This is a genomic window from Arthrobacter sp. 001422645 (genome assembly GCF_059816125.1).
On sequence record NZ_JCBANT010000002.1, the window covers coordinates 102,702 to 124,278 of the forward strand.

Annotated in this window: 19 protein-coding genes; 13 read left to right on the forward strand and 6 right to left on the reverse strand. The window is 68.5% G+C overall.

Annotation, left to right across the window (positions count from 1 at the left end):
• Positions 1–58: 58 nt before the first annotated feature.
• A complete protein-coding gene (locus tag AC6EUH_RS03825) occupies positions 59–1,501 on the reverse strand; it encodes an amidase (protein WP_056428327.1) in 1,443 nt (480 codons plus the stop codon).
• Positions 1,502–1,888: 387 nt separating this feature from the next.
• On the opposite strand from AC6EUH_RS03825, the gene AC6EUH_RS03830 reads away from it, so the two are divergent.
• The 3 genes from AC6EUH_RS03830 (at position 1,889) to AC6EUH_RS03840 (ending at position 3,553) form a co-directional block, all read left to right on the forward strand.
• Positions 1,889–2,215 (forward strand): rhodanese-like domain-containing protein, encoded by a 327-nt coding sequence (locus tag AC6EUH_RS03830; RefSeq protein WP_056428324.1) that lies wholly within the window; start codon positions 1,889–1,891, stop codon positions 2,213–2,215.
• A gap of 18 nt (positions 2,216–2,233) precedes the next feature.
• Positions 2,234–3,214 (forward strand): prephenate dehydratase, encoded by a 981-nt coding sequence (pheA, locus tag AC6EUH_RS03835; protein ID WP_056428321.1) that lies wholly within the window; start codon positions 2,234–2,236, stop codon positions 3,212–3,214.
• 93 nt (positions 3,215–3,307) lie between these two features.
• Positions 3,308–3,553, forward strand: coding sequence for a hypothetical protein (locus AC6EUH_RS03840; protein WP_056428319.1), 246 nt, complete (start codon positions 3,308–3,310; stop codon positions 3,551–3,553).
• Here the strand turns inward: AC6EUH_RS03840 and AC6EUH_RS03845 are convergent.
• Positions 3,550–4,614, reverse strand: a complete 1,065-nt coding sequence (locus AC6EUH_RS03845) for a diacylglycerol/lipid kinase family protein (RefSeq protein ID WP_499737864.1) — start codon at positions 4,612–4,614, stop codon at positions 3,550–3,552. The genes AC6EUH_RS03840 and AC6EUH_RS03845 overlap by 4 nt on opposite strands.
• An 89-nt stretch (positions 4,615–4,703) precedes the next feature.
• Here AC6EUH_RS03845 and serS point away from each other — a divergent pair, with 89 nt between their 5' ends.
• Complete coding sequence (serS, locus tag AC6EUH_RS03850; RefSeq protein ID WP_499737865.1) at positions 4,704–5,984, forward strand: serine--tRNA ligase; 1,281 nt, start codon at positions 4,704–4,706, stop codon at positions 5,982–5,984.
• A 132-nt stretch (positions 5,985–6,116) separates the two neighbouring features.
• Positions 6,117–7,007: an HAD family hydrolase gene (locus AC6EUH_RS03855; RefSeq protein ID WP_499737866.1), complete on the forward strand. Its 891-nt coding sequence runs from the start codon at positions 6,117–6,119 to the stop codon at positions 7,005–7,007.
• Between the two features lie 21 nt (positions 7,008–7,028).
• Here the strand turns inward: AC6EUH_RS03855 and AC6EUH_RS03860 are convergent, their stop codons facing one another.
• Positions 7,029–7,628: a MarR family transcriptional regulator gene (locus AC6EUH_RS03860; protein WP_499737867.1), complete on the reverse strand. Its 600-nt coding sequence runs from the start codon at positions 7,626–7,628 to the stop codon at positions 7,029–7,031.
• A gap of 220 nt (positions 7,629–7,848) precedes the next feature.
• Here AC6EUH_RS03860 and AC6EUH_RS03865 point away from each other — a divergent pair, with 220 nt between their 5' ends.
• A complete protein-coding gene (locus tag AC6EUH_RS03865) occupies positions 7,849–10,269 on the forward strand; it encodes a phosphoketolase family protein (RefSeq protein WP_499737972.1) in 2,421 nt (806 codons plus the stop codon).
• Positions 10,270–10,291: 22 nt separating this feature from the next.
• Here AC6EUH_RS03865 and AC6EUH_RS03870 read toward each other — a convergent pair whose 3' ends face one another.
• From AC6EUH_RS03870 to AC6EUH_RS03880, 3 genes are all read right to left on the reverse strand, one after another.
• A complete protein-coding gene (locus AC6EUH_RS03870) occupies positions 10,292–11,074 on the reverse strand; it encodes a DUF429 domain-containing protein (RefSeq protein WP_499737868.1) in 783 nt (260 codons plus the stop codon).
• 45 nt (positions 11,075–11,119) lie between these two features.
• The gene (locus AC6EUH_RS03875) at positions 11,120–12,445 is read right to left on the reverse strand and encodes a carboxylesterase family protein (protein ID WP_499737869.1); all 1,326 of its coding nucleotides are present in this window, start codon (positions 12,443–12,445) and stop codon (positions 11,120–11,122) included.
• 154 nt (positions 12,446–12,599) lie between these two features.
• A complete protein-coding gene (locus AC6EUH_RS03880; RefSeq protein ID WP_056428296.1) occupies positions 12,600–13,088 on the reverse strand; it encodes an inorganic diphosphatase in 489 nt (162 codons plus the stop codon).
• Positions 13,089–13,241: 153 nt separating this feature from the next.
• On the opposite strand from AC6EUH_RS03880, the gene dacB reads away from it, so the two are divergent.
• From dacB to folP, 7 genes are all read left to right on the forward strand, one after another.
• Entirely contained in the window at positions 13,242–14,759 is a 1,518-nt protein-coding gene (gene dacB, locus AC6EUH_RS03885) for a D-alanyl-D-alanine carboxypeptidase/D-alanyl-D-alanine endopeptidase (RefSeq protein WP_499737870.1), read from the forward strand.
• Positions 14,760–14,826: 67 nt separating this feature from the next.
• On the forward strand, positions 14,827–15,945 hold the full coding sequence (locus AC6EUH_RS03890) for a zinc-dependent metalloprotease (protein WP_499737871.1): 1,119 nt from the start codon (positions 14,827–14,829) through the stop codon (positions 15,943–15,945).
• A gap of 125 nt (positions 15,946–16,070) precedes the next feature.
• On the forward strand, positions 16,071–17,108 hold the full coding sequence (gene tilS / locus AC6EUH_RS03895) for a tRNA lysidine(34) synthetase TilS (protein ID WP_499737973.1): 1,038 nt from the start codon (positions 16,071–16,073) through the stop codon (positions 17,106–17,108).
• A gap of 29 nt (positions 17,109–17,137) precedes the next feature.
• The gene (gene hpt, locus AC6EUH_RS03900; protein WP_056428288.1) at positions 17,138–17,689 is read left to right on the forward strand and encodes a hypoxanthine phosphoribosyltransferase; all 552 of its coding nucleotides are present in this window, start codon (positions 17,138–17,140) and stop codon (positions 17,687–17,689) included.
• A 215-nt stretch (positions 17,690–17,904) separates the two neighbouring features.
• Positions 17,905–19,971: an ATP-dependent zinc metalloprotease FtsH gene (ftsH, locus tag AC6EUH_RS03905; protein WP_499737872.1), complete on the forward strand. Its 2,067-nt coding sequence runs from the start codon at positions 17,905–17,907 to the stop codon at positions 19,969–19,971.
• A gap of 9 nt (positions 19,972–19,980) precedes the next feature.
• On the forward strand, positions 19,981–20,622 hold the full coding sequence (gene folE, locus AC6EUH_RS03910; protein WP_499737873.1) for a GTP cyclohydrolase I FolE: 642 nt from the start codon (positions 19,981–19,983) through the stop codon (positions 20,620–20,622).
• 11 nt (positions 20,623–20,633) lie between these two features.
• Complete coding sequence (gene folP, locus AC6EUH_RS03915) at positions 20,634–21,566, forward strand: dihydropteroate synthase (RefSeq protein ID WP_056428282.1); 933 nt, start codon at positions 20,634–20,636, stop codon at positions 21,564–21,566.
• The last annotated feature ends 11 nt before the right edge of the window (positions 21,567–21,577 follow it).

A 21,577-nucleotide genomic window follows, 5' to 3' on the forward strand; every position in this document is an offset into this window, starting at 1 on the left:
CCAGCTAAACCGTATCGTCGCCCGCCCGTGAAATCACCCACCCCGGCGGGTCGCGAGGCTAGAACCCCAGCTGCGCGGCCACCTGCAGCAGCAGCGCCTCGGAACCCATTGGCCCGACCAGCTGGACGCCCATCGGCAGTCCGGCACCCGTCGCCCCGCCGGTCCAGTGCACCGGAATGCTGATCGCTGGCAGCCCGCACACGTTCACCATGGATGACCAGGGCGCGTACTCGCACTGCTTGCGGTAGTCGCCGTCGGCGTCCCCTGCCCATTCGGACGCCGGCCAGTAGCCGTCGCCGTGGGCCGCCCCGGTGAACCAGCCCACCGGGCGCGGGGTCTGGGCCAGAGACGGCATCAGCATCAGGTCCCAGGCAGCGTACTGGGCGATGGTGTCCCGCTGGAACTGGCGCAGGAAAGCGAGGGATTCGGCGAGCTTCGCCGGCCCGCGCTGCTGCGCGCGGCGCCGGAACGTCCGGGTCAGCGGGGTCAGGAGCGCCTCGCGCTGGGGGGCGATCCGGGCGCCCCCCACGCCGGCGGTCCAGGCAGTGGTGAACGCGGCCGGGTAACGGTTGTCGTAGCGGATGGAGGCTTCCGCGGTTTCGTGCCCGGCCGCTTCAAGCCGCCGGATGCCTTCGGCGAGGGCGTGGAGCGCCTCGGCGTCCGGCGTGAACGGGAAAACCGTCTGCCACGGGCTCTCCAGGCTCACTCCGATCCGGACGCCGGGCGGGTCCTGGGCGGCGAGTTCATGGTAGCCGGGTGCGGGTGCCGCGGACTCGCCGGTTCCGGCGCCGGGCACCAGGGCATCGAGCAACAGTGCGGCGTCCGCCGCGGAGCGGGCCAGCGGCCCGGACGCCACCAGTCCGGCGGGGTCCCCGGAGCTTTCCCCCGCCGGCACCAGGCCGCGGCCGGGTTTCAGGCCCACCAGCCCGCACGCGGCGGCCGGGATGCGGACAGAACCGCCGCCGTCGGACCCGGGGGCGAAGGGAACCAGCCCGGCAGCGACCGCCGCGGCGCTGCCGCCGGAGGACCCTCCCGAGCTGCGGCTGAGGGCGAACGGATTCCGCGACGGCGGCGCGATCAGGTTCTCGCTATACGCCGTCAGCCCGAATTCCGGCACCTGGGTCTTGCCCAGCGAGACCACCCCCGCACCTTTGAGTGCGGCGACAAGGGCGCCGTCGGCCAGGGCGGGTTTGTAGTCCAGTGCGGCGCTGCCGTGGGTGGTCACGACGCCTGCAACGTCCGTCAGGTCCTTGAACGCCACCGGCATCCCGTGCAGGAGTGCCAGCCCGGTTCCGTCCCGCGCGGCCCGGGCGTGGGATTCGTCCGCTGCGGCCGCGTCCAGCAGGGCCTGCTCCGCGGTGACGGTGATGAAGGCGCCAAGGTGCTTGTTTTCGGCGGCGATCCGTTCCAGGAAATGCCCTGTGGACTGCCGCGAGGACAACTCGCCGGAGCGCAGGGCGTCGCGCAGCTCGACGGCGGAGAGCTCATGGATTTCAGCCACGGAAACGCGGCTCCGACGGGTTCCTGGCGCGGCCCGCCGTGGGACATATCCAGTCTTGGTGCGAGCGGGTGGGCATGGTGGCATTGTGCCCGGTCGTCGCGGCGGGGGGAGGGCATGTCCCGCGGGCGATAGCGCGGCCCTTCGTGGGACATGTCCAGTGTTGGTGCGAGCGGGTGGGCATGGTGGCATTGTGCCCGGTCGTCGCGGCCGGGGGAGGGCATGTCCTGCGGGAGGAGGTGCGGGGAATGGCGGGAATTGAGGGCCGGTCCGATGCTGCGAGTCTCCTTTGCGCCATCCAAGAAGCGTAACCTGCAGCCGGGTGAGGCCGCGGAACGGTGGCTGGCGATACGCTGGGGGGAAGACCATGCATTCTGCGGAGGGACGACCATGAGCGACTTTGACACCGTGACAGTGTCCGATATCCCCGACGGGGCCAGGATTCTCGACGTCCGCGAAGACTACGAATGGGTGGCGGGCCACGCCGCCGGCGCACTGCACATCCCCCTGGACCAGCTCCCCGCCCGGCTTGACGATCTGGATCCCGACGAGGACCTCTATGTCATCTGCCGCACCGGAGGCCGTTCCTTCCGTGCCGCCCAGTGGCTTTCCGGCCAGGGGTACTCCGCGCTGAACGTGGCCGGCGGCATGGACCAGTGGCTGGAAGCCGGAATGCCGCTGGTGTCCGACAACGGACTCAAGCCCGTCATCCTGTAATTGAAGAAAGAAGCGCCGATGCCCGCCTCACCCGTCACGTACACCTTTCTCGGACCCGCGGGCACCTTCACCGAGGCTGCCCTGATGCAGGTTCCCGGTGCGGCGGACGCGGTCCGCGTACCGTCGTCGAACGTCAACACGGCGCTGGACAAGGTCCGCGACGGCTCGGCGGATGCGGCGATGGTGCCGATCGAGAACTCCGTGGAGGGCGGCGTCACCGCCACCCTGGATGCGATCGCCACGGGACAGGAACTGCGGATCCTACGCGAAGCCCTCGTCCCGATCAGCTTCGTGCTGGTGGCCCGGCCCGGGACACGGATCGAAGACATCCGCCGGATCTCCACCCATGGCCACGCCTGGGCACAGTGCCGGCTCTGGGCCGAGAAAAACATTCCGGACGCGGAATACATTCCGGGATCCTCCACGGCCGCGGCGGCGATCGGGCTCCTGGAGGGCGATATTCACTACGACGCAGCGATTTGCGCCCCGATTGTGGCGACCGAGCAGCCGGGCCTCACCGTGCTTGCGGAGAACATCGGCGACAACCCCGGAGCTGTCACGCGTTTTGTGCTGGTCGGACGGCCCGGCGAGCTGCCGGAGCCCACCGGTGCGGACAAGACAACCGTGGTGGTGCCCCTGCCGGAAGACCGTCCCGGGGCCCTCATGGAAATCCTTGACCAGTTCGCCACCCGCGGTGTGAACCTCAGCCGGATCGAGTCGCGCCCCACCGGCCAGTATCTGGGCCACTACTTCTTCAGCATCGACGCCGACGGCCACGTGGCCGACGCCCGCGTGGCGGACGCCCTGGCCGGACTGCACCGGATCAGCCCCGCCACCCGTTTCCTGGGTTCGTACGGCCGCGCCGACGGGCACCGGACGGTCGTGGAGCCGCACACTTCGGACCAGGCGTTCCGGGCCGCGCATGCCTGGGTGAAAGACATACTGTCCGGTGCATCCGTGGTGCCGGAATATACGTCCGGGGCTTCGCCCACAGCGTAGACAAATGCCACATCAGGCACTTCCGCCCCTATGAAACTGTGCGTATGCTTGCCTGATCCATATTGGGGAAGTCCTCTACCGAGGGAGCAGGTCATGGCAGGAACCAGCCTTGAAAATGACGGCCAGGGAATGATCGTGAATCCCAAGCCGACCGCTGACAACCAGGACTGGGACGGCGACGACGCCGACCGTGCAGACCGGCTGCGCTTCGAGGAGGAGCAGGCCATGATCCGCGAACAGTCCGAGGCGCGCGCCGCGAAGGCGGCCGCGGAAGCGAAGAAGACCGCAGCCGCGGACGCGGGCGACGCGGACGCCGCCGCGAAGGACGCCGGCGCCTAATCTCCCTCGGTGCCGTCCTTGACCCGGACGAGCAGCGAGCCGGGGGCAACCTGCACGGTGACCTTCGTGGCCTCACCGGACGGATCACCGTCAACCTGTGTGGGCATCGGCTCCGCGCAGCGGATGGTGATCTTGCCGGAGCGGTAATACGTCATCACCGGCAGGTTTCTTTTGTGCTTCAGCACGATCTTCCAGTACATCGCCAGCCAGCCGATGGCGCTGCGCGGGCTCATCACCACGACGTCGAGCATTCCGTCGTCGATCATGGCCTGGGGGATGAAGTCGATGCCGCCGGGGATCAGGCCGCAGTTGGCGAACAGCACGCTGCGGATCTTCCGGCTCTGTTCCGGCTGGTCGTCCAGCGAGATGGACACCTTCTTGCGGCGGCCGGGGAGGTGCCGTACGCCCGCCTCGGTGTAGGCCAGCCAGCCCACGGCCTTCTTCAGCCCGTCGTTGGTGTCTCCCACCACCTCGGCGTCCATGCCAATGCCGGCGATGACCAGAAACGTGTGTTCCGCGGCCTCGCCGGTGCGGGAGTTCTCAACCTTCATCCGCGCCGTATCGATGAAGCGCTGGTGCCCGAACAGGGCGGTCTGGACACTGCCTTGCAGGTCGCCTATGTCGAGGTGGATATTGCGGGCCAACAGGTTGCCGGTGCCGAGGGGGATCAGGGCCATGGCGGTGTCCGTGCCGGCGAGGACGTCCGCCACCACCCGGACAGTGCCGTCGCCGCCGCCCACGAGAATGACATCGGCGCCGTAGTCCAGCGCGGCGCGCGCCTGCGAGGCCCCGGGGTCCTCGGCTGTGGTGTCGAAGAACCGCGGCGGCACCCAGCCGGCAGTGGCGCACCCAGTTTCAATCAGGGTGCGGGCCTCATCGGACCGGGACTTGATCGGGTTCATCACCACGGCCACCTTTTGCTGGCCCAGCCCCGGACTGTGCGTTTCCTCCCACACGGCGCTGCGCGCGTGCCTGGCTTTGAGCCTGCGCACCCCCCACCAGCTGGAGACGGCGAACACCAGGACTCCAGCGATGATGAGGTACAGCAGCCAGTCGCGCATTGTGCTCCAACACTATCCCGCCCGTGGCCGGTGGCCTGATTGCCCGGCGATTGCCCGGTAATGGTGCCCGGATTGGATAGTCTTGTCACGTGATCGACGTAAAAGACCTCAGCGACAATCCGGACAAGTTCCGGGCCAGCCAGCGCGCCCGCGGCGCCGACGAATCCGTGGTGGACGCGATCATCGCCGCGGACTCGGCCCGGCGTGCCGCCCTGATCCGCTTTGAAAACCTCAGGGCCGAGCAGAATGCCTTCGGCAAGAAGGTGGCGCAGGCCAAGGGCGAGGAGAAGCAGGCCCTGCTGGCGGAGGTCAAGGTCCTCGCCGGCCAGGTCAAGGCCGCGTCCGCCGAGGCCGACGCCGCCCAGGCCGACCACGACGAACTGCTGCGCGCCATCCCCAACCTCATCGAGGACGGCGTCCCCGCGGGCGGCGAGGACGACTACATCGTGGTCAAGACCGTCGGCACGCCCCGCGAGTTCACGGACTTCGAGCCCAAGGACCACCTGGAGATCGGCGAGCTGATCGGCGCCATTGACATGGAGCGCGGCGCCAAGGTGTCCGGTTCGCGGTTCTATTTCCTGCGCGGTGCGGGAGCCCGGCTGGAAATGGCGCTGCTTCAGATGGCAATGGAGCAGGCGATCGACGCCGGTTTCGTTCCGATGATCACCCCCACCCTGGTGCGTCCGGAGACCATGCAGGGCACCGGCTTCGACGTCAAGCACGACGCCGAGATCTACCGACTCGCCGAAGACGACCTCTACCTCGTGGGCACCTCAGAAGTGGCGCTCGCCGGCTACCACGCGGACGAGATCCTGGACCTCTCCGCCGGCCCGGTCCGCTACGCCGGGCAGAGCTCGTGCTACCGCCGCGAGGCCGGGTCGCACGGCAAGGACACCCGCGGCATCATCCGGGTCCACCAGTTCAACAAGGTGGAGATGTTCATCTACACCACGGTCGAGGAGGCCGCGGCCGAGCACGCCCGGCTGCTGACCTGGGAAGAGGAGATGCTGGCCAAGTGCGAACTGCCGTACCGGGTCATTGATACCGCGGCCGGGGATCTCGGCAACTCCGCCGCCCGCAAGTTCGACTGCGAGGCCTGGGTTCCGACGCAGGGCGCCTACCGCGAGCTGACCTCCACCTCGAACTGCACCACCTTCCAGGCCCGCCGGCTCAACATCCGCGAACGCGTGCTGAACGAGGACGGGGCGCCCAAGGGCACCCGGGCCGTCGCCACGCTCAACGGCACCCTTGCCACCACGCGCTGGATCGTCGCCATCCTGGAGCATCACCAGAACCCGGACGGCTCCGTCAACATCCCGCAGGCCCTGCAGAAGTACCTCGGCGGCATGACGGTCTTCCCCGTCATCTGAGCCGCCGTTTCCGGCCCATGACCCGGCGGACTGCCGCGGGGTCATGGGCGTCAACAGCTGTTCATCCCGGGTTCACCGCGCGCTGTGGCGCGCGTCCTAGCGGCCGTCGGGGGTGTCTGCTCTACTTGTGAGATGACAACATTGACTGAAACCTCAGTCGCCGGCAACGATGACCGGCGAGATAACAACCGCAACAACGAGAACAACAAGAACAACAGCAACACTGCAGCCCACAAGCTGATGGTCGCGCTCGATGTCGACGGCACCCTTGTGGACCACGACGGCCACATGTCCGTGCCCGTGCGCGAAGCCGCCCAGGACGTCGTGGCCGCAGGCCACCACGTCACCATCGCGACCGGCCGGTCACTCAACGCGACGCTGCCCATCATCGAGCACATCGGCATCGAAAACGGCTATGCCGTGTGCTCCAACGGCGGTGTCACGCTGCGGCTGGATTCCAGCCTTTCTGCCGGGTACGAGATTGTGCACAAGGCCACCTTCGACCCCGGCCCCGTGCTGCGGGCACTGCGCAAGCGGCTGCCCACGGCCAAGTACGCCCTCGAGGACGAGGACGGCGCGTTCCTCTCCACCGAGCGCTTCCAGGACATGAGCTTCGGGGTGGAGGCCATCGGCGTCGACTTCCAGACCATGTTGGAAGCCACCGCGGTCCGCGTGGTGGTCTTCAGCGCCGAGAACACGCCCGAGGAGTTCAACACGGCCATCCGGCACATCGGCCTGGCCGGCGTGACGTACTCGGTGGGCTGGACGGCGTGGCTGGACATCGCCGCCGCAGGCGTGACCAAGGCCAGCGCGCTGGAGCACCTCCGTGGCCGGCTGGAGATCGAGGCGCACCGCACCGTCGCCGTCGGTGACGGCCGCAATGACATCGAGATGCTCACCTGGGCAGCACGCGGTGTGGCCATGGGCCAGGCACCGGAGGAAGTCATCGCCGCCGCGAACGAGGTCACCCACTCCGTGTTCGACGACGGCGCCGCCCACGTGTTGCGCAGCCTGCTGCTCTAGCGACGCGGCCGGGCGGAGGTGTCAGCGCGCCTCGAGGATGAGGCCCAGGAGCCTGGCTGCGGCGGGACGCGCCGCGTGTTCCTCATTCCACTGGGCCCGCGCCACGGCCTTGCTGACCGCCTGGGTGGTGATCCCGAGTTCCTCGGCCACCGCTTTCTGCTGCCCGCGGACGCCTGGCGTCAGCAGGTCCAGGACGCGCCATTCGGCGGGGCTGCGGTCGTGTACGATGTGCCCCAGCAGCCGCAGCACGGCCTCGGCCTCTGCCGCGAGCTCGGCCAGCGGTCCCTCGACGGCCACCGGAATCCGGTCCTTGCCGTTGCGCAGCCGGTCCACGGCCCGGCGGGCATAAATCAGCCCGTGGCCTGAGGCGTCCTTGATCTGGTTCGGCAGCGGCTCGTTGACAGGCCCGACGCCGATCCCGACGTACCAGCTGCCGGTCCGCAGCGCGATCATCGCCGCTTCGACGGCCTGGTGCGGGACGTCCACAATGCCCTGGACCTCGTCCTCCACCGAACGGTCGAAGTCGAGGCGCGCGGGAATGTGCCGCAGGTCCTTGAGGAGCTGCGGCACGCAGTCGCCGTCGCGCCGGCTGTCTGTTTGATTGATGGTCAGCGTGAACATTCTGGGACCACACTACCCGGTGGCAAGGGGCTGGCAAGCTCCGCCCCTTGACACGTGCGGGCAGGCTTGTGTCCGCCCCGGGGACATGTTGCGATGGAGGTTGCGCGCCGCCCAAGTCCCCCGTGAAGTGAGGAATCCCGTGACCCGTGACCAGACCCGTGACCAGACCACCGACGCCGATCCAGTCGTCAGCAGCACCCAGGGGCGGGCTCCCGAAACTGTGCCGGAGACTGCCTGGCGGACGGGTGGCGACGAGGCCGAACTGGCGCTGGTGGACCGCTGGTGGCGGGCCGCGAACTACCTGTCCGTAGGGCAGATCTACCTCCGCTCCAACCCCCTGCTGCGCGAACCCCTGAGCGCCGGGGACACGAAATCCAGGCTGCTGGGCCACTGGGGCACCACCCCGGGGCTCAACTTCGTCTACGCCCACCTGAACCGGGTCATCCGCCGGGACAACCAGAGCATGCTGTTTATCGCCGGTCCGGGGCATGGCGGCCCCGCGGTGGTGGCGAACGCCTGGCTGGAGGGCACCTACTCCGAGATCTACAGCAACGTCGGCGACGACGAACCCGGCATGGCCGAACTCTTCCGGCAGTTCTCCTACCCGGGCGGCATTCCCAGCCACGCTGCCCCGGAAACCCCGGGCTCCATCAGCGAGGGCGGAGAGCTGGGCTACTCCCTGGCGCACGCCTACGGCTCCGTCTTCGACAACCCGGACCTGATCACCGCCGTCGTCATCGGCGACGGCGAGGCCGAAACCGGGCCGCTGGCCGCGAGCTGGCACTCCCATAACTTCCTGGACCCCGTGGCGGACGGAGCGGTGCTGCCCATCCTGCACCTGAACGGCTACAAGATCGCCAATCCCACCATCCTTGCCCGCATGCCCGAAGCCCAGCTGGAGCAGTTGCTGCGCGGCTACGGGCACGAGCCGCACTTCGTGACGGTGGGCCACCCGGACGGCACCGCGGCTGCGCACCGGGACTTCGCCGCCGTCCTGGACCGCTGCCTCACGGAGATCCGGGACATCCAGGCGGCGCGCCGGAGCGCGGCCGGCAGCGGCGAATCACCCGGCGGCGTGGCAGCCGGGGACGCCCCCGCGGCCCGCTGGCCCGTGATTGTGCTGCGCTCGCCGAAGGGCTGGACCGGCCCCCGGGTGGTCGACGGACTGCCGGTGGAAGGAACGTGGCGGAGCCATCAGGTGCCGCTGTCCGAAGTGCGCACCAACCCGGAGCATCTGGCGCAGCTGGGCGAGTGGCTCGAGTCCTACCGTCCCGACGAACTCTTCGACGACGCCGGGCGCCTCCGCCCGGACGTCGCGGCGAACGCCCCCGCTGGCCCCTTACGGATGAGCGCCACCCCGTACGCGAACGGCGGCGTGCTGCTGCGGGACCTCAAGCTGCCGGAGTATGAGGACCACGCGGTGGCGGTGGCACGGCCGGGAGTGGAGCGGGTCAGTGCCATGATCACGCTGGGCTCCTGGCTCCGCGATGTGATCAGCCAGAACCCGGAGACGTTCCGTCTGTTCGGTCCGGACGAGACCGCATCCAACCGGCTGCAGGACGTCTACGAGGTCACGGACAAGGTGTGGCAGTACCGGATCGATGAACTCGACGAACACCTTGCCCGGGCCGGACGCGTCATGGAGGTCCTCAGCGAACACCTGTGCCAGGGCTGGCTTGAGGGCTACCTGCTGACCGGGCGGCACGGCGTGTTCAGCTGCTATGAGGCCTTCATCCACATTGTCGACTCGATGTTCAACCAGTACGCCAAGTGGCTCAAGGTGCACCGGGAACTGGCGTGGCGCCGGCCGGTGGCCTCGCTCAACTACCTGCTGTCCTCGCACGTCTGGCAGCAGGACCACAACGGTTTCTCGCACCAGGATCCCGGCTTCATCGACCATGCCGTGAACAAAAAGGCCGAGGTCATCCGCGTCTACCTTCCCCCGGACGCGAACACCCTGCTCTCGGTGATGGAGCATTGCCTCGGCTCGCGGGACTACGTCAACATCGTGGTCAGCGGCAAGCAGCCCTCGCCGACGTGGCTGGGCCCCGCCGAGGCAGCGCACCACTGCCAGCGCGGCCTGGGGATCTGGGAGTTTGCCGGCTCCGAAATCCCCGGCGAGGAGCCCGACGTCGTGCTGGCCTGCGCCGGAGACGTGCCCACGGTGGAGACGGTCGCCGCGGCGGAACTGCTGAAGGCCGGTGCCCCGGGGCTGAAGATCCGGGTGGTCAACGTGGTGGATCTGATGCGGCTCCAGGATGCCAACGAGCATCCGCATGGCCTGACGTCACGGGACTTTGACGGGATTTTTACGGCGGACAAGCCCATCATCTTCGCCTACCACGGCTATCCGTCGCTGATCCACCGGCTGTCGTACCGGCGGACGAACCAGGACGGGCTGCACGTCCGCGGCTACAAGGAAGAAGGCACCACCACGACCGCGTTCGACATGGCCATGCTCAACGGGATCGACCGCTTCCAGCTCGCCATCGACGCAATCGACCGGGTGCCGGGCCTGGCGGAGAAGCATTCGCTGCTGCGCCAGGCGCTGCAGGACAGCCGCATCCGGGCGCACAACCACACCCGGGACCACGGCGAGGACTCGGAGGAAATCAGCGGCTGGACCCTCGGCGTCGAGTAGCCCCTGCTACAAGGGCGCCCCGCTACGGCCGGGTTCCGGGGAGCCCGTCCAGCCCGCCGGTAAGTTCGTCCAGCCCGCCGGCGGGCACGTGGATCCAGCCCTCAGTCACGGCCGCCCGGGCATGCCCGGCATCCGGGCGGAGCGTCGCGCCGATGGCCACGGCCCGCGCAGTGAGGGAGGCGATGAGCGCGTCGAACATGTCATCGGAGCCGGCCAGCTGCTCCCGGTGTCCGGCCAGGTCAAGCCACGGCGCAGCCGCCGTCAGGCCGTCCAGGATCTCGGCCAGCCGCTGCGCCTCGGCGCCGCCGCGCCCCTTGTAGCCGCGGGCCGGCAGACCCCAGGACTTCAGCGTCGCCGCCGGATACACCTCCGCGAGCCGGCCGCCGCCGTCCCTGGCCTGCGGTCCGTGAACCACTGCGATTTTGGCTTGGATGACGGCGCAGCGCATCGCGGGATGGGCCAGCCGGTCGGCGGAGACGCTCAGCGGGATCAGCCCGGTCCGGGCGGTGACGAAGCGGTCGGTGTCCCGGTACGCCAGCAGCCGGCGGCCCTCGATTCCGTCGTAGTCCAGCACGGGTTGCGGCTGAAAGGCCAGATGCCCGGCAAGGAAAGGCAGGAAGGCGTCGGGCCAGCCCACGGGGCAGTCGATCCCGGTCATGTCGCTGGCACCGAAGAGCCGCACGATCTCCGCGTCGCCGACGTCGAGGGCCAGGTGCTCCAGGCGGGCGGTGCCGTTGCCCCAGACGATGACGGCGGCCGCGGTTTTCCGGGTCGCCGCGGCAAGGTCGACGCCGAGTGTCCTCACCGCGTCCCGCCCCCGAAGGCAACCGGAACCATGACCGTCACCGGACTAAACCGAGTGGTACCGCAGGGTACCGGGCAGACCGCCGCGGCTGTCCAGGCCGTCTCCCGCGGCAAAGCGGGCCCAGACGGCGCGGAGGGCCCGGCCCTGGGCGTTGATTTCCTCCCATGAGGCACCCGCCAGCAGGCCGGCTCCCGCCCAGGTTTGCTTGTTTCCGAACAGGAGCGGCAGGTCCACGGTGTGCGCGGCGCCGTAGACGTTTCCCGGCGCCGCCCAGCTCAGCACGTAGCTGTAGGCCGTGCCGCCCGCTTGGGCGTGCCGGCGGGCGAACTTCCGGGCGGACCGGCCGTAGACCGCCTCCGTCACGGCCCAGTTGATGGCTTTGACCGCGGCGGCCCCGAGCACCGGGACCCTGGTCAGGAGGCTGACCGCGCGGTTGCGCGGCAGGAACAGCCGGGCTTCCTCGGAGGTGTGGCCGATCAGGACCTCGATCCCGGTGGCCGTGGCATTCCAGGCGTCGTCAATACCGGATTCCGGCGGCAAGGGGGCGTGCCCATACTGGGTGCCGAACGGCATGGCCGCGATCAGCCCGAACTTCCGGGCCACCTGCGATACGTGCCCTTCGATTTCGACGACGTCCATCGCCGGAGTGTCTTCGGTGACGGTTTCAGCGGCGATGCCCATGGCGGTGCTCATCTTTCCCCGGCCCCGGGCAATGCCCAGCGGTGCGCTTTGGATGATGGCGCGCTGGAAGAGGGCGGGGGCCTCCGGCGTCGCCATGAGGTGGGCGACGGCGTCGCCGCCGGCGGACTGGCCGAAGGCCGTGACCCGTCCCGGATCGCCGCCGAAGGCGCCGATATTGCGCTGGACCCAGCGGAACGCCTCAAGCTGGTCCAGCAGGCCGAGGTTCGCGGGCCGGCCGGTGCCGGTGGCGAGGTAGCCGAACAGGCCCAGACGGTACGTCACGGACACCACAATGACCCGGTTTTCCGCGACGAGTGCGCGGGGGTCGAAGATGGCGAGGTCGCCGGAGCCCGAGGTGTAGGAGCCGCCGTGGAGCCACACCATGACCGGGACGCGCTCGTTCGCGGTGAGGCCGGCCGGCATGGTGATCGAGAGCCGCTGGCAGTCCTCGCTGCCGGGGAGCTCTCCGTAGCGGGTGCCGAGGATGTCGTCCAGGAACGGGACCGGTCCCTGCGGGCAGGCCGGGGACAGGGCGGTGGCCGCCAGGACTTCGGTCCATTCGGGGGCGCTCGCGGGCGGCTGGAAACGCCCCGCCTTGGCGTAGGGGATTCCGGTGGCGCGCACCACGTCACCGTCACGCCATCCGGTGACCGGACCGCAGGGAGGGCTAAAAGCAGGGGCGACGTTCATGAGCCCACGATTTCATACATTCCTGACCCGGGACTGGCAGCCGCCGTCGTCGCTTAACGGCAACAGCACGGTTAACGGCAACACGGGGTCACTTACCGCCCGTATCCGTTGGCCGGATAAGCGGTAGGTGACCCCGCGTTGGAGTTGAAAAACGCTAGTGCGTGTGCGGGACGTAGCGCTTGATGGAGGCTTCGAGTTCGGCCTCGGCGGCGGCGCGGTCACCCCAGCCCTCGGCCTTGACCCACTTGCCGGGCTCCAGGTCCTTGTACCGGGTGAAGAAGTGCTCGATTTCCCTGATGAGGAACTCGCTGACGTCGCTGATCTCGTTGATGTGATCAAAACGGGCGTCGGCCGGCACGCAGAGGACCTTGGCGTCGCCGCCGCCGTCGTCGGTCATGTTGAACACGCCGATGGGGCGGGACTCAACGATGACACCGGGGTGCAGGTCGAAGTCCTGCAGCAGCACCAGGGCGTCCAGCGGATCGCCGTCTTCACCGAGGGTGTTTTCGAAGAAACCGTAGTGCGTGGGGTACTGCATGGAGGTGAACAGGACGCGGTCCAGGCGGACGCGGCCCGTCTCGTGGTCGACTTCGTACTTGACGCGTGATCCCTTGGGGATCTCGATGGTCACGTCATGCTTCATGGACTGCTCCTTGACGATTTCAGGGGGTTCGCGGCACCCGAGACATCCACAAAAAGCAGCGCCGGTGCCGCCGACTACTATTGAGGATATAGCGAGAGGCCCTGGTTTCAGGAACTAATGGGGACATTTCAGGACTAAAGGACCAGCAGCAGCATGAAACGCAGAACGAGCCCCGCGGGCACGGACCCGGTGACCGGGCCGCTGCGGCGGAGCCTTCCGCTGCTGCTCCAGACCCTGCTGGTCGTGGCGCTCGCGCTCCCCGCGGGCCTGGCCGTCGCACCGGGCTTCTTCGGCGCCCCAGCTCCCGCAACCGCGGGGCCGTCCGCCCCGCCCTGGCACCAGGTCCCCGGCACACTGTCCGCCGGCGGCGCCCAGAGCGGCGACCCGGACAGTATCGAACCGCTCACTGCCACGGCCCCCGTCCCGGAGCCCGGCTCCCTCGCGGCGCAACTCAACCAGACCCTGAAGGTCGACGGCGCCGGGAGCTTCACCGGAGTGGTGCAGGACGCCGCCACCGGGGAGGTCCTCTTCGACCGGTCCGGCGACGCTGTCCGCGTGCCGGCCTCCAACATGAAGCTCCTCACGGCCGTTGCGGCCCTGCGCACGCTAGGCCCGGATCGCCGCTTCAGCACCACGGCCGTGGCAGGCGACACCCCCGGATCGGTGGTGCTCACGGGCGGCGGAGACGTGCTCCTCGGCGCCGGCGAATCAGCCCCGGAGGCCGTGCTGGGCCATGCCGGGCTCGCCAGCCTGGCAAAGGCGACAGTCCGGGCACTGAAGGACGACGGCGTCTCAGTCCCCGTGAAGGTGCTGCTGGACGATTCCCTCTTCACCGGCCCCGCGCTGAGCCCCGCCTGGAGCCCGGAGGACGTTGCCGCCGGCGAGGTCGCTCCGCTGTTCCCGCTGGCACTGAACTCGGCCCGCTTCGACCCCGCCAAGACCACCGGTCCCCGGCCCCAGGACTCCGCGATGAGCGCCGCCAAGGCGTTTTCGGCCGAGCTTGCGGCCGCCGCCCCCGCGGCCGGGCTGACTGTCGCGCCGGGCGTCACGCGGGTTCCGGCCGGATCGCAACGCGACGGCGGGACGGCGGGCAGCGGCTCAGGCAGGGTCCTGGCCGAGGTGCAGTCCGCTACCGTCGGCCAGCAGGTGGACCTGCTCCTGCGCACCTCGGACAACTACCTCACCGAGGCGATCGGTCGCATGGCCGCCGTCGCTTCCGGCCGGCCCGGGAGCAACCAGGGCGCCGTCGCAGCCGTGCTGCAGCAGCTCGAACAACTGAAAATTCCCGCCGGCACACTGCGTGCCGCCGACGTCTCCGGACTGGCGCTCGCCAACCAGGTCTCCGCCCGGCAGCTCTCCGAAGTGGTCCGGGCCATCACCTCGGGCGCGGACACCCGGCTGCGTGCCGGCCTCGCCGGGTTCCCGGTTGCCGGGCTCACCGGAACCCTGGGGGACCGCTACCTGGACGCGGCGACGGCCCGCGGCGCGGGGTTCGTCCGTGCCAAGACCGGCACCCTGAACACGGTGATCGCGCTGAGCGGGTACGTGGTGGACGCCGACGGCCGGCTCCTGGTGTTTTCCTTCATCGGCAACGGCCTGACCCCCGGTGCGGCGAACAAGGCCGCGCTGGACCGCACCGCCTCCGTCCTGGCCGGCTGCGGCTGCCGCTGACGGGTCTGCGGCCGGCGCCCGACGAATTTAAGGCGCATTGTCCTGCCCTTGTGATCTGATGGAGCGTATGGAGTCCTCTGCCGGCGAGACATCAGCCCAAGCCCAAGCCCTCATCAACTGGGAGCTTGCCGCTTCCACCGCCGCACGGCTGACACCAGCCGGGCCCACCCTCAGCTCGGCGGAGATCGGCGCCGCCGTGGACAACCTGCGGCTCATGGCAGACATTTCCGTGCCGCACGTCCATGACATCACCGGGCTGGAGGCCGCCCGCGACCTGCGCGATTCCTCGGTCCTGGTGGTGGACCGCGCGTCCTGGTCCAAGGCCAACACTCAGAGCTTCGCCGTTATGCTCCAACCGGCGATGGAAAAGATGCTCGAGGGCCGCCGCGGCACCCTGAATCCCGGCGCGGCCAGCGTCAGCGGCGCCATCACGGGCAGCCAGCTCGGAGCCATCCTGGCCTTCCTTTCGAGCAAGGTACTGGGCCAGTACGACCCCTTCTCGGCGCTCGCCGAGAACTCCACGGCCCCCGCTGCCGGACGCCTGCTCCTCGTGGCGCCGAACATCATCTCCGTCGAGCGTGAAATCAACGTTGAACCAGAAGATTTCCGGCTCTGGGTCTGCCTCCACGAACAGACCCACCGGGTGCAGTTCGCCGCGGCGCCGTGGCTGCGGCACCACATGCTGGACGAGATCGAAAACCTCAGCGGCCAGTTGCTCGGCAACATGGACTCCCTGATGGAGCGGGCGTCCGCCGCGGCGAAATCGCTCAAGGACCGCACGGCGACCGGCGCAGCCCCCAGCCGGGGCGCCATCGTCGACCTGCTGCAGAACCCCGAGGAGAAGGCCGCCATCTCCCGGCTGACCGCGCTGATGAGTCTGCTCGAGGGGCACGCCAATGTGGTGATGGACGCGGTCGATGCCAGCATCGTGCCGTCCGTGAAGACCATCCGGCAGCGCTTCAACTCCCGGGCGAAGGACCGCGGCGTGATCGAGAAGTTCATCCGCAACCTGCTCGGGCTGGACGCCAAGATGCGCCAGTACAGCGACGGCTCAAAGTTTGTCCGCGAAGTGGTGGACGTGGCCGGCATGGAGGGGTTCAACAAGGTCTGGGAGTCCGCCGACCACCTGCCGAGCGAGGCCGAAATCCACGACTCCAGGCTCTGGCTCGAACGGATGGGGCACTGACTCCCGTGACTTCCAGTCCCGTCTCCAGCGGACAGCTCTCCGACGGACGGCATTCCAGCGGACAGCTATCCAGCGGACGGCGCCGGCCCGGCCGGCTCGCGCCGGTGGTCGGCACCGCGCGCAAAATGCTGCAGGACGCGCTGGCCGACGCAGGCTACCCGGAACGGGTCCTGGTCGCCTGCAGCGGCGGGCCCGACTCGCTGGCCCTCGCCGCCGTCGCCGCCTACTTCGCCCGCCGCGGACACGTGGACGGCCACCCCGTTACTGTCGGAGCCGTCGTCGTGGACCACCAGCTGCAGCCCGGATCCGCCGACGTCGCAGCTGCCGCGGCGGCCGCGCTGCGGGAACTGGGGCTCTCGCCCGTGCAGATCAGGACCGTCGACGTTGCGTCCACCGGGATGGGCCCGGAAGCGGCGGCCCGGGACGCCCGCCACGCTGCCCTGGAAGCTGCCGCCGACGACACCGGCGCCGGGGCCATCCTCCTCGGGCACACCCTCGACGACCAGGCCGAACAGGTGCTGCTGGGGCTCGCCCGCGGCTCCGGAACCCGTTCCCTGGCCGGCATGCGGCCCGCCCGGGACCGCCTGCTGCGGCCGTTCCTGGGACTGCGCCGCGCGGACACCCTCGCGATCTGTGAGGTTGAAGGCCTGGACCCCTGGCACGACCCGAGCAACGCCGATCCGGCGTTTGCGAGGTCCCGGACCAGGGTTGAGGTTCTGCCGCTGCTGGAGGAGAAGCTGGGGCCGGGGGTGGCCGAATCGCTCGCGCGCACCGCCGCCATCCTGCAACTTGACGCCGACTACCTCGAAGACGTGGCGGAAGGTACCTATGCCCGGCTCCGGGAACAATCCGGTGCCACCATCAGCCTCCCGGAGGGAACCCTGCGCGAACTGCCGCCGGCTATACGGTTCCGCGTCATCGCGAAAGCCGCGGCCGCCGTCGGAGGCCAGCAGCCCGGCTACCAGCGCCTGCTCGCCGCGGAAGCACTGCTCCGCCGGCAGGGGTCGGCAGGTCCCGTGGAGCTCCCCGGCGGGGTCAGCGTCTACCGTCTCTCCCTCGCCCAGCTCCTCGCCGAGGGGAAGCCGGGGCCCGAAGGGGTTCCCCGCGAAGCGGCCCGCTGTGGGAAGCTTGTATTCCGGCCTCAAAAACCGCCCCAAATATAGTCGCCCCCGCATCTACACAGGAGTTATTGGTGGATTCAAACGACGTCCAGTCAGATCTCAAGCATGTTCTGTATTCCAGGGAACAGATCCAGTCACGGATCACCGAACTCGCTGCCCAGATCGACAAGGACTACGAAGGCCGCGATCTGCTGATCGTAGGCGTGCTCAAGGGCGCCGTGATGGTCATGGCCGACCTCGCCCGTGCTCTTCACAGCCACGTGTCAATGGACTGGATGGCCGTCTCGTCCTACGGTTCCGGCACCCAGTCTTCCGGCGTGGTCCGTATCCTCAAGGACCTCGACACGGATCTCATGGGCAAGGATGTGCTGATCGTCGAAGACATCATCGACTCCGGCCTCACCCTGTCCTGGCTCAAGACCAATCTGGAGTCACGCGGCACGGCCTCGGTGGAAATCTGCACGGCGTTCCGCAAGCCGACGGCCGCGAAGGTCCAGATCGATGTCAAGTACGTCGGCTACGACATCCCCAACGAGTTCGTTGTGGGCTACGGCCTGGACTACGCCGAGAAGTACCGCAACCTGGACTTCGTCGGCACCCTGGCGCCGCACGTCTACGAATAGCGGCCCCCGCCAGGCGGGACAGGTCCGGCAGGACGGGCCCGGCGCAGTCCGGGCCGGTCCTCTCCTGTGCCCGCTACGCCCTCAGGGAACTTTTGATCCATTCCGTGCGTGACTTACAGCGACGGTGTATAGCTAGAACCTGACGCAGCACCCCACGCGCGCAGATCAGTCGCCGTGCAGCACTACCAGGAGGGACGGGGCCTGGCCCCGAACAGATGAAAGCTAAGAGTTTCTTCAAGGGCCCGGGCATCTGGATTGTCGTTGTTATCGGCATGCTCCTGCTGGCCTTTGCCACCCTATCCCCGGGCGGATCAACCCGGGTCGATACCGACAAGGGTCTGGCGCTGCTGACCGAGGGCGGCAAAGTCGAACAGGCCAAGATCTTCGATGCGGAAAACCGTGTGGACCTGGTCCTGAAGGAAAACTACCAAGTTGACGGCCAGGACAAGGGCAAGAACATCCAGTTCTACTACGTCAACGCCCGCGCCGAGAGTGTGGTCCAGGCCGTCACGGACTCCCGGCCGCCGAGCGGCTACACCGACCAGCCGGTCGAGAACAACTGGTTCGCCGGACTGTTCTCCCTCCTGATCCCGGTCCTCCTCCTGGGCGTCCTCTTCTGGTTCCTGCTTTCCCGGATGCAGGGCGGCGGCTCCAAGGTCATGCAGTTCGGCAAGTCCAAGGCCAAGCTGGTCAACAAGGACATGCCCCAAGTCACGTTCAGCGACGTCGCCGGCGCCGACGAAGCCGTCGAGGAACTCGAAGAGATCAAGGAATTCCTCCAGGAACCCGCGAAGTTCCAGGCCGTCGGGGCGAAGATCCCCAAGGGTGTGCTGCTCTACGGCCCGCCCGGCACCGGCAAGACCCTCCTGGCCCGAGCCGTAGCCGGCGAGGCCGGCGTTCCCTTCTTCTCGATTTCCGGTTCCGACTTCGTTGAAATGTTCGTCGGCGTCGGCGCCTCCCGCGTCCGCGACCTGTTCGAGCAGGCCAAGTCCAACGCCCCGGCCATCATCTTCGTGGATGAGATCGACGCCGTCGGCCGCCACCGCGGCGCCGGCATCGGCGGCGGCAATGACGAACGCGAGCAGACCCTCAACCAGCTCCTCGTTGAAATGGACGGCTTCGACGTCAAGACGAACGTCATCCTGATCGCCGCCACCAACCGCCCCGACGTCCTCGACCCGGCACTGCTGCGGCCCGGCCGCTTTGACCGCCAGATCTCGGTGGAAGCCCCTGACCTGATCGGACGCGACCAGATCCTGAAGGTCCACGCCAAGGGCAAGCCGATGGCTCCCGGCGTCGACCTGAAAGCCGTCGCGAAAAAGACTCCCGGCTACACCGGCGCGGACCTCGCCAACGTCCTCAACGAGGCGGCCCTGCTGACGGCCCGCTCCAACGCCAACCTGATCGACGACCGCGCCCTCGACGAAGCCATTGACCGAGTGATGGCCGGCCCGCAGAAGCGGAGCCGCGTTATGAAGGAACACGAACGCAAAGTCACCGCATACCACGAAGGCGGGCACGCCCTCGTGGCCGCGGCGCTGCGGAACTCGGCCCCGGTCACCAAGATCACCATCCTGCCCCGCGGCCGCGCCCTGGGCTACACCATGGTGGTTCCGGAGAACGACAAGTACTCCGTGACCCGCAACGAACTGCTCGACCAGATGGCCTACGCCATGGGCGGCCGGGTCGCCGAGGAGCTGGTCTTCCATGACCCGTCCACCGGCGCGTCCAACGACATCGAAAAAGCCACCGGGATCGCCCGCAAGATGGTCACCGAGTTCGGCATGAGCGAACGCGTCGGCGCCGTGCGCCTTGGCCAAGGCGGCGGCGAGCCCTTCCTGGGCCGCGACGCCGGACACGAGCGCAACTACTCCGACCAGATCGCCTACATCGTCGACGAGGAAGTGCGCCGACTCATCGAGGGCGCCCACGACGAGGCCTACGCGATCCTGATCGAGAACCGCGACGTCTTGGATGAGCTGGCCCTCGAACTGCTGGAACGCGAGACGCTTAACCAGGCCGAAATCGCCCAGGTCTTCACCAACATCCGGAAGCGCGATTTCCGCGAGATCTGGCTCTCCAAGGAGACCCGCCCGATCCAGGAGATCGGCCCGGTGGAATCCCGCATGGAGAAGGCCGAACGGGAAGCCCAGGAAGAAGCCAAGGAAGCCCGCCTTGAGGAACCGCTGGATACGTTCCCGCCGCACGCCCAGGGTGTCTCCGGACAGGAGCCGTTCCAGGGCGGTGTAACGGATCTCGGGCCCGACGGTCATCCCGGCTAGGCTTCTTCAGTGACTTCTTTCTTCAATGACGACGACGACGCTCCCGCCACCGATGATTTGGCGGCGGGAGGGTCCGCTCCCGGCACCGTTGTGGACCAGCCCCGGATCCAGGCGGCAGTCCGCGAGATCCTCCTGGCCATCGGCGAGGACCCTGACCGCAGCGGCCTCCTGGACACCCCGAAGCGGGTTGCCAAGGCCTACACCGAAATGTTCGCCGGACTGCACCACGATCCGGCGGAAATCCTTGCCACCACGTTCGACCTGGACCACGAGGAACTGGTCCTGGTCAAGGACATTCCGTTCTACTCCACCTGCGAGCACCACCTGGTGCCGTTCCACGGGGTGGCCCATGTGGGCTACATTCCCTCGCACGACGGGAAGGTCACCGGGCTGAGCAAACTGGCGCGGCTGGTGGACATGTTCGCCCGCCGCCCCCAGGTCCAGGAACGCCTGACCACCCAGATCGTCGAAGCCCTTGTCACCCACCTCAAACCGCGCGGCGCGATCGTCGTCGTCGAATGCGAACACCTGTGCATGTCCATGCGCGGCATCCGCAAGCCGGGCGCCAAGACCGTCACCAGCGCGGTGCGCGGGCAACTCCATGACCCGGCCACCCGCGCCGAGGCCATGAGCCTCATCATCGGAAGGTAAGAACACAGACTATGGATTCCCTCGCCGCAGCCCCTGGCACCGGACCCGCGACCTCGCCCCTGCCCGTACTGCGCAAGTCGCGCCCGGCAGCGCAATTCAAGGATCTCCCCACGGACCGGACGCTCGTGATGGGGATCCTGAACGTCACCCCGGACTCCTTCAGCGACGGCGGCAAGCACGCCACCGCGGACACCGCCATCGCCGCAGGCCTGCGGATGTTCTACGGCGGAGCGGACATCATCGACGTCGGCGGCGAATCCACCCGCCCGGGAGCGGTCGAGGTGGGCGTCGAGGAAGAGCAGCAGCGGGTCCTGCCCGTGATCCAGGCGCTGGTCAAGGCGGGCGCGCTGGTCAGCATCGACACGACACACGCCGTCACCGCCGCAGCCGCCCTGGACGCGGGGGCCGCGATCATCAACGATGTCTCCGGACTGACTATGGAGCCGGAGATGGCCGAACTGGTGGCCCGCAGCAAGGCCCCGTACATCCTCACGCACCGCCGCGGCAACGCCAGCACCATGGACTCCCTGGCCGAGTACGGGAACGTCGCGGACGAAGTAGCCGCGGAGCTGGCCGGTGTCCGCGACAAGCTGTACGCGGCCGGCGTCGCCCCGGACCAGATCATCCTGGACCCCGGACTGGGCTTCTCGAAGAACGAGGAGCAGAACTGGGAACTGCTCCAGCGCCTGGACGTCCTGCAGGCCATGGGCCACAGGGTCCTGGTGGCTGCCTCCCGCAAGCGTTTTCTTGGGAGCCTCCTCACCGTGGCGGGCAAGGCAGCCCCGCCGGCCGGACGCGACGACGCCACCGCCGCCGTGAGCGCCATCAGCGCCTACCGGGGCGCCTGGGCGGTCCGCGTGCACGACGTCGGCCCCAGCCTCGACGCCGTCAAGGTCGCCGCCCGCATGTCGCCGGCTCATCCGGCCGCCCCCGGCCGCAGCTGAACCGACAGACT

What these genes read in the sequence shown, in the direction of transcription:
- dacB (WP_499737870.1), top strand. Translation starts at nt 13,242, where the DNA reads ATGAAACGCAGAACGAGCCCCGCGGGCACGGACCCGGTGACCGGGCCG.
- AC6EUH_RS03830 (WP_056428324.1), top strand. Translation starts at nt 1,889, where the DNA reads ATGAGCGACTTTGACACCGTGACAGTGTCCGATATCCCCGACGGGGCC.
- AC6EUH_RS03855 (WP_499737866.1), top strand. Translation starts at nt 6,117, where the DNA reads ATGACAACATTGACTGAAACCTCAGTCGCCGGCAACGATGACCGGCGA.
- AC6EUH_RS03860 (WP_499737867.1), bottom strand. Translation starts at nt 7,628, where the DNA reads ATGTTCACGCTGACCATCAATCAAACAGACAGCCGGCGCGACGGCGAC.
- AC6EUH_RS03840 (WP_056428319.1), top strand. Translation starts at nt 3,308, where the DNA reads ATGGCAGGAACCAGCCTTGAAAATGACGGCCAGGGAATGATCGTGAAT.
- ftsH (WP_499737872.1), top strand. Translation starts at nt 17,905, where the DNA reads ATGAAAGCTAAGAGTTTCTTCAAGGGCCCGGGCATCTGGATTGTCGTT.
- AC6EUH_RS03875 (WP_499737869.1), bottom strand. Translation starts at nt 12,445, where the DNA reads ATGAACGTCGCCCCTGCTTTTAGCCCTCCCTGCGGTCCGGTCACCGGA.
- AC6EUH_RS03880 (WP_056428296.1), bottom strand. Translation starts at nt 13,088, where the DNA reads ATGAAGCATGACGTGACCATCGAGATCCCCAAGGGATCACGCGTCAAG.
- AC6EUH_RS03845 (WP_499737864.1), bottom strand. Translation starts at nt 4,614, where the DNA reads ATGCGCGACTGGCTGCTGTACCTCATCATCGCTGGAGTCCTGGTGTTC.
- tilS (WP_499737973.1), top strand. Translation starts at nt 16,071, where the DNA reads ATGCTGCAGGACGCGCTGGCCGACGCAGGCTACCCGGAACGGGTCCTG.
- pheA (WP_056428321.1), top strand. Translation starts at nt 2,234, where the DNA reads ATGCCCGCCTCACCCGTCACGTACACCTTTCTCGGACCCGCGGGCACC.
- folP (WP_056428282.1), top strand. Translation starts at nt 20,634, where the DNA reads ATGGATTCCCTCGCCGCAGCCCCTGGCACCGGACCCGCGACCTCGCCC.
- AC6EUH_RS03890 (WP_499737871.1), top strand. Translation starts at nt 14,827, where the DNA reads ATGGAGTCCTCTGCCGGCGAGACATCAGCCCAAGCCCAAGCCCTCATC.